The organism is Aestuariimicrobium sp. Y1814 (genome assembly GCF_050113895.1).
In the GTDB taxonomy this organism is placed as follows: Bacteria; Actinomycetota; Actinomycetes; order Propionibacteriales; family Propionibacteriaceae; genus Aestuariimicrobium.
In genome coordinates this window covers 1-6,209 of the sequence record NZ_JBNJRW010000025.1, presented here as the reverse complement: position 1 = coordinate 6,209, position 6,209 = coordinate 1, and the positions used below count along the sequence as shown (strand labels likewise).

Genomic DNA, 6,209 nt, shown 5'->3' with positions numbered 1-6,209 from the left:
GGGACTGCTGCACGAGTAGGTGACATTCGATCTGTGGGGCCGTGAGGTCCTGCTGGAAGGATGTTGACCATGCCTAGACCCCATCCGAAGGAGTTCCGTGACGACGTGGTCGCGGTGGCCCGTCGTGGCGAGGCTCCGATTGCCCAGATCGCGAAGGACTTCGGGATCAGTGAGTCGTGTCTGCGGAACTGGCTGCAGCGCGCTGATGTCGCAGACGGCCACCGGCTCGGTGTGACCACCGCGGAGTCGGCCGAGCTGCGGGAGTTGAAGCGCCGTAACCGGCTGCTGGAGCAGGAGAACGAGATCCTGCGTCGGGCAGCGGCGTATTTGTCGCAGGCCAACTTGCCGGGAAAATGATGTACCCGCTCGTGAAGGAGTTCGCTGCTGACGGGATCCCCGTCACGGTGACGTGTCGGGTCCTCAAGCTCGCCCGCCAGCCCTACTACCGCTGGCTCGCCCGTCCGGTCACTGCCAGGGAACTCGATGAGGCGTTTCTGGCGAACGCGTTGTTCGACGCCCACCACGATGATCCGGAGTTCGGCTACCGGCTGCTGGCCGATGAAGTCCGCGCCGCCGGCCACACCGGCTGCGACCGGCGGGTGTGGCGGATCTGTGCGGCCAACCGGTGGTGGAGCGTGTTCGGCAAGAAGCGCAGCACCAACGGGAAGAAGCCAGGCCCGCCCGCCCACGACGACCACGTACGGCGCGACTTCACCGCGTCCGGCCCGAACGTCCTGTGGCTGACCGACATCACCGAGCACCGCACCGGCCAGGGCAAGCTGTACCTGTGCGCGGTCAAGGACGTGTACGCCAACCGGATCGTCGGCTACTCCATCAGTGACCGGATGAAGTCCCGCATCGCGGTCGACGCCCTCGCCATGGCGGTGGCCCGCCGCGGCAAAGTGACCGGCTGCATCGTGCACAGCGATCGGGGCAGTCAATTCCGGTCCAGGAAGTACTTGGCCGCCCTGCGTCGTCACGACCTGACCGGCTCGATGGGCCAGGTCGCCTCCGCCGGCGACAACGCCGCCATGGAATCCTTCTTCGCCCTGCTCCAGAACAACGTCCTCGACCGGCGCCGCTGGCACACCCGCCACGACCTCCGCATCGCGATCGTGACCTGGATCGAACGGACCTACCACCGCCGCCGACGACAAGCCCGCCTGGGACGTTTGACCCCCATCGAGTTCGAGACCATCATGACCACACCGGCCGACCAAGCCGCCTAACCCAACCTGTCACCAAGACGTGCAGCAGTCCCAAGTGTTGCCCCAGTGGGCCTTGATCTCGGAGACGACGGCGGTGTTGCCCAGGTCCACCTGGATCCAGACGCTGTCCGCACTGTTGGACGACCAGCGGGAGGCTTCGGCGGCGTTGTGGACCGACGTGGGGACGTCGTTGCCCTCGGGGCCGGAGTCGCCGTCGACGGCGAGCTCTGCACCCCAGCGGTCGGGGAGTTCGTCACCGGATGCGGCCACGGGCCGATCGACGGCGAGGTTGGTGACGGGCGCCGGCGCTGCCTCGCCCATGACCTCGAGCTCCCACAGCCCGGTGCCCCACGGCGCGCTGCGGCCGTGGGTGGTGACCTTGACGTAGCGGACGTCCTCGGCCGTGCCGGTCCAGTTGGTCCAGCCGCCCCTGACGCCCGGGCCAGCACCCTCGGTGACGACGTCGGTCCAGTTCTCGCCGTCGGCAGACGTGCTCACGCTCCACTGAGTCGGATACGTGTTGCCCCAGTGCGCGTTGACCTCGCTGATGGTGGCGGCCTCGCCCAGGTCCACCTGGATCCAGACACTGTCGGCGCTGTTGGACGACCAACGCGAAGCATCAGGCGCGTTGTGGACCGCCGGTGCGACGTCGCTGCCCTCAGGTCCCGCGTTACCGTCGACGGCAAGCTCGGGACCCCACCTGTCGGCGAGCTCCTGCCCAGAGGCGGTCACGGGACGGTTGAGTGCCAGGTTGGTGGGTGCGGCGCTTGCCTGCTGCGCCAGGGGCATCAACCCCAGGACGACGGCGACGGCGGCCAGCAGCGGCACCAGACGGGTGCGGGAACGGCTCAGGGACATTGGGTTCCGATCAGGTCAACAGTGAACTGGACGATCGGCATCCTACGTAGCCGCACCACCTACGAACAGCCAACTACGAGGACTACTCACCGTTGCTGCGCGGTTGGTCGATCGCATCGGCCGGCCGTCATCCCCGCTCCACACCCCCGCCGTAGGCGAGAACCTGTTGATCGACAGTGAGGAGCGTCAGTTCCTCATGCCGCGCCTGGGCAATCAGCAGTCGGTCAAACGGGTCCCCGTGCAGGTCCGGGAGGGACCGCACGCCAAGGGCGTGTTCACCGGTCACCGGCAACTCCACAAGTCCCGCCAACCGGGCGTGGGCCCTGAGTGCGTCCGGATCCACCTGGAAGTCGGCTCTGCCGAGTTGCAGTTTGATCACCACCTCCCAGAGGCTGACCACGCTGAAGCGCACTTCGATCGATGGATCCTCGAGCACGGATCGGGTCGCGCTGGAAAGTCGGTCCGACCCGATACCTGCCCAGATGAGCAGGTGCGTGTCCAGCAAGTACGCGCTCAACCTTCCGCCCCGAAGAGTTCGGCGATCTCGGCGGTGAACATCTCGTCGAAGTCGTCCGGAACCCTGGTGGACTCGGCCACGGACTCCGGCAGGAAGCCGAAGCGACTTGCACCGTCGCTGATCGGAATCACCCGGGCCACTGGTCGCCCGTTGTTGGTGACGATGAACTCCTCCTTGATCAAGCGCGAGAAATGTGTCTTGGCCTCGTGCATGCTGACAGTCTTCACACGCCCTCCTTAGTCCATGCTTAGTCTACCTTCATCCGGCCGATTGGTCGGCGGAGGCCAGGGAAGTCAACCGAGCGCCATCCCGGTCAGCAGCCCGAGCCGGTCTCCTGCGGAGCGATTGTCGATCGACGACAGCACCCGCACATGACAGGAGGATTCCGGCCTTGACCTGGGTTCTGGCGCTGTGCGCCGTCATGGTCGGAGCAGCACTCCAACGCGTCACCGGACTAGGTTTCACGCTCGTCTCGGGGCCACTTTTGATCCTGGTACTCAACCCGTTCGACGGCATCGTCCTTGCGAACATCCTCTCGGTGCTGATCGCCGCCTACGTACTCATTCGAACGTTCCGCTCGGTGGACTGGGCCGCAGCCAAGAGACTCTCCATCGGGATCGTGCTGGGCGTCCCGATGGGGGCAGTCATCGTCTACACCCTGGACACCAACATGCTGCTGGTCTTCGTCGGGGCACTCACCACTCTCGCCGTACTGCTCGCCCTGGCAAGGCGACCGATGGCGGTCTTCAGGGGCAGAAGGGGCGCGATCTTCGCAGGAACCGTCTCGGGCTTCAGCAACGTGACTGCCGGCGTCGGCGGTCCGGCCCTGGCCATGTTCGGCGCGTCCACCAAAATGACCATGGACGTCTTCGTCCCCACGGTGCAAGTGGTGGCCGTGCTGACCAATCTGCTCTCCATCGCTGCGAAGTTCCAGATGTCGCTACCCATCCCGTTGGTGCTGAGCGCCGTCGGCTGCGTCATCCTCGGACTCACCCTGGGATCAGTCCTCCAGCGTCACATCTCCCCCACCAGGGCACAGACCCTCGCCCTCACGCTCGCCCTCCTCGGCTCCTTGGCTGCCACTGCACGCGGAGTCATCGCAATCCTGTCCTGAACGGGACTGGAGACTTCTCAGTCGAAGGCCTTGCTGGTTCGCTCCAGGTTCTTCTTGTATGCCTCGACGGCGTGCTCGTCGCCCTCGTCGGTTGCCAACTCGATCGCCCGGTTGAACTCCGCGACGGCCTCTTCCAGGAGCTGACGCCGCCCGGCAGCTTCCGCCCCATCCGCGGCCAGCTGGCACGCCAGCCCGTGGTTCGAGGCCGCAGCTGCGGAGAGCGGCGAGAGGGCGGCCACCAGCCGACCCAGCCGAAGGGCGTCGTCAGCCCGCCTGTCCAGGAACATGACGGAGACGGCGTTGTCGTAGAAGTCTCCCAGTCCGGACGTCCCCGCCACCATCCTGCCCCGCCGGCAGACCGCCAGCCCGCGAAGCGATCGCCGCCGCGATTGAGCCCACGAACGCGACAACCTTGCCGACGCTGGAGACCACCTTTGTGCCAACACCCACGGAGTTGTACTCGAGGGCGCGGAGGCGCCCGTCCGGCGCCAGGGTCGCGGTGACGGAGCGGTCCCCCTTGTAGAGCTCCACCTCCACCCTGTCGTTCGGGTCAGCCGCGTTGGCGACCTCAACCGCAAGGTCCTCCACCCGGGTGGTTGGCGATCCGCCGTTCGTGTACGGATCTGTCACGGTCACCGTCCGGGCGGTGAGGTTGATGACGGTCTCCGTCAGGGCGTAGCTGATCTTGTTGTTCATATTGGCGATCCCCCTCGCTCAACGTGTGGTGATCACATTGTGCGACTCGCCAACCACGCCCGACGCCGATTAGGCAGAACTGTCCGACCCGGGGCGTCCTTCTCACCAAGCTACCCCGCTCAAGGAGCGCCGGGGCCACCCAAGCGGTCGCGGTAGACGTCGCCGTAGTAGGTTCCGAGCTTGTCCCGGTAGTCGGGGTCATCGGGTGTGACCTTCTCCATTTCAGGAGAGGCCTTGATCTGGTCCTTGGTCAGGGAGACGTGAATCTCCTCGGCCTTGTCGTCGACGCTCTCGATCACTCCGGCCGGGAGAATGACCCTCCGGCCGAAGATCCAAGGGCCGGTGTCGACGACGATCTGGGCGTCGCCGAGGTCGTCCGTGTGCTCGTCCACCTTGCCGATTTCGCCATCAGTGGCGTGGACCTTGTAGGGCTCTTCACAGATGAGGGTGGGTGGTCAACCGGCGACGGTGTCGGCGATAGCTGGGATGTTGGGCGTGGCGCGGTGATGTGAGGGGGCCCTGGGTTGCTTGGATGAAGGTGTCTAGTCACCACCCAAGAACCCAAGGGCCCTGATGCAAAACGCTACCCCACCATGTCTGGATTCGTTCTGCCGACTCGACAGACTCGGCCTCACCGTCACCGAACAGATCGTGCATCCGGATCACTCAGTGCTGGTCTGCACGCCAACGACGCCGGCGAGTCCGTGCCCGACATGCGCCGGTCCCGGGGCCCGGCATGACACGGTGGTGCGGAAGTTGGCGCATGTGCCCTTCGGGTGGAAACCGACGATCCTGCAGGTCCTGGTCCCCAGATACCGGTGCAGGCCATGTGGTCGGGTATGGCGCCACGACGTCCGCGCAGCGGCACCGACCAGGGGCAAGCTGTCTCGTGACGCGGTCACGCTGGCGGTGAAACACATCGTGATCGACCGGCTCTCGATCGCCAGGATCGCCGCGATCCTGGGGGTCGCGTGGAACACCTGCAGCGACGCGATCCTCGCCGCCGCCGACGAGTTGCTGTTCAACGATCCCACCCGACTCGACGGAGTCACCACGGTCGGGGTCGACGAGCACGTGTGGCGCCACACCCGCTTCGGTGACAAGTTCGTGACCGTGGTCATCGACTTGACCCCGACAAGGACCAACACCGGCACATCCCGACTCCTGGCAGTCGTGGAGGGCCGCTCCAAGCAAGCGCTGAAGCAGTGGCTCCAGCTGCAGTCCGAAGCCTTCCGCGACGGCATCGAGATCGTCGCGATGGATGGGTTCACCGGCTACAAGTCCGCCACCGTCGAGACCATCGATGATGTCACCACAGTGATGGACCCGTTCCACGTCGTGGCCTTGGCCGGGGAGAAACTCGACCGCTGCCGACAACGCCTCCAACAAGAGACCCTCGGCCACCGCGGCCGCTCAGGGGATCCGCTCTATGGCATCCGCCGGATCGCCCGGACCCGCGCCGCGCTGCTGACGAAGAAGCAGTGGTTCCGGCTGCTGAACGTCTTCGATGAGGACTGTCACACCCCGTTCGCGGTCAGCTGGGAGGCATACCAACGCATCATCGACGCCTACCGGGCGCCGACTACCGTCGAGGGCAAACAGATCATGACCGCCCTCATCGACACACTCAAGTCCGGGCTGCCAGCAGCGCTCGAGGAGATCCGCACCCTGGGCCGAACCCTCCACCGACGACGCGACGACATCCTCGCCTTCTTCGACCACCCCGGCACCAGCAACGGCCCCACCGAAGCACTCTGTGAGTCTGGATCTGGCTGGTCTGGGACTGGCCGGTCAGGATGGATGTCGGTCGTATCGA

Annotated in this window: 9 protein-coding genes; 3 read left to right on the top strand and 6 right to left on the bottom strand. The window is 65.7% G+C overall.

All coding sequences use genetic code 11. The annotated features are described in order from the left end of the window. The first annotated feature begins 69 nt into the window (after positions 1-69). Positions 70-1,229, top strand: a protein-coding gene (locus ACQE3C_RS15225) for an IS3 family transposase (protein ID WP_434539690.1) whose coding sequence is annotated in 2 segments (ribosomal slippage) — positions 70-348 and positions 351-1,229 — 1,158 coding nt in all. Because the reading frame shifts where the segments join, the coding sequence is not laid out codon by codon here. A 9-nt stretch (positions 1,230-1,238) separates the two neighbouring features. Here the strand turns inward: ACQE3C_RS15225 and ACQE3C_RS15220 are convergent. From ACQE3C_RS15220 to ACQE3C_RS15210, 3 genes are all read right to left on the bottom strand, one after another. Continuing rightward, entirely contained in the window at positions 1,239-2,036 is a 798-nt protein-coding gene (locus tag ACQE3C_RS15220; RefSeq protein ID WP_434539973.1) for a discoidin domain-containing protein, read from the bottom strand. Positions 2,037-2,193: 157 nt separating this feature from the next. Further along, entirely contained in the window at positions 2,194-2,583 is a 390-nt protein-coding gene (locus tag ACQE3C_RS15215) for a type II toxin-antitoxin system VapC family toxin (protein WP_434539972.1), read from the bottom strand. Continuing rightward, positions 2,580-2,810, bottom strand: a complete 231-nt coding sequence (locus ACQE3C_RS15210; RefSeq protein WP_434539971.1) for a type II toxin-antitoxin system Phd/YefM family antitoxin — start codon at positions 2,808-2,810, stop codon at positions 2,580-2,582. Before ACQE3C_RS15210 ends, ACQE3C_RS15215 begins: the two co-directional genes overlap by 4 nt. Positions 2,811-2,974: 164 nt before the next feature. Here ACQE3C_RS15210 and ACQE3C_RS15205 point away from each other — a divergent pair, with 164 nt between their 5' ends. Further along, positions 2,975-3,697, top strand: a complete 723-nt coding sequence (locus tag ACQE3C_RS15205; protein ID WP_434539970.1) for a TSUP family transporter — start codon at positions 2,975-2,977, stop codon at positions 3,695-3,697. 17 nt (positions 3,698-3,714) lie between these two features. Here the strand turns inward: ACQE3C_RS15205 and ACQE3C_RS15200 are convergent, their stop codons facing one another. From ACQE3C_RS15200 to ACQE3C_RS15190, 3 genes are all read right to left on the bottom strand, one after another. Continuing rightward, on the bottom strand, positions 3,715-3,936 hold the full coding sequence (locus tag ACQE3C_RS15200) for a hypothetical protein (protein WP_434539969.1): 222 nt from the start codon (positions 3,934-3,936) through the stop codon (positions 3,715-3,717). Positions 3,937-3,961: 25 nt separating this feature from the next. Next, entirely contained in the window at positions 3,962-4,393 is a 432-nt protein-coding gene (locus ACQE3C_RS15195) for a hypothetical protein (protein ID WP_434539968.1), read from the bottom strand. Positions 4,394-4,512: 119 nt separating this feature from the next. Further along, the gene (locus tag ACQE3C_RS15190; RefSeq protein ID WP_434539967.1) at positions 4,513-4,785 is read right to left on the bottom strand and encodes a hypothetical protein; all 273 of its coding nucleotides are present in this window, start codon (positions 4,783-4,785) and stop codon (positions 4,513-4,515) included. 181 nt (positions 4,786-4,966) lie between these two features. Between ACQE3C_RS15190 and ACQE3C_RS15185 the strand changes: the two genes are divergently transcribed. Continuing rightward, a partial coding sequence (locus tag ACQE3C_RS15185) for an ISL3 family transposase (RefSeq protein ID WP_434539966.1) occupies positions 4,967-6,209 on the top strand: 1,243 nt, incomplete at its 3' end.

Coding starts and splice junctions, on each gene's coding strand:
- ACQE3C_RS15195 (WP_434539968.1), bottom strand. CDS start 4,393: ATGAACAACAAGATCAGCTACGCCCTGACGGAGACCGTCATCAACCTC.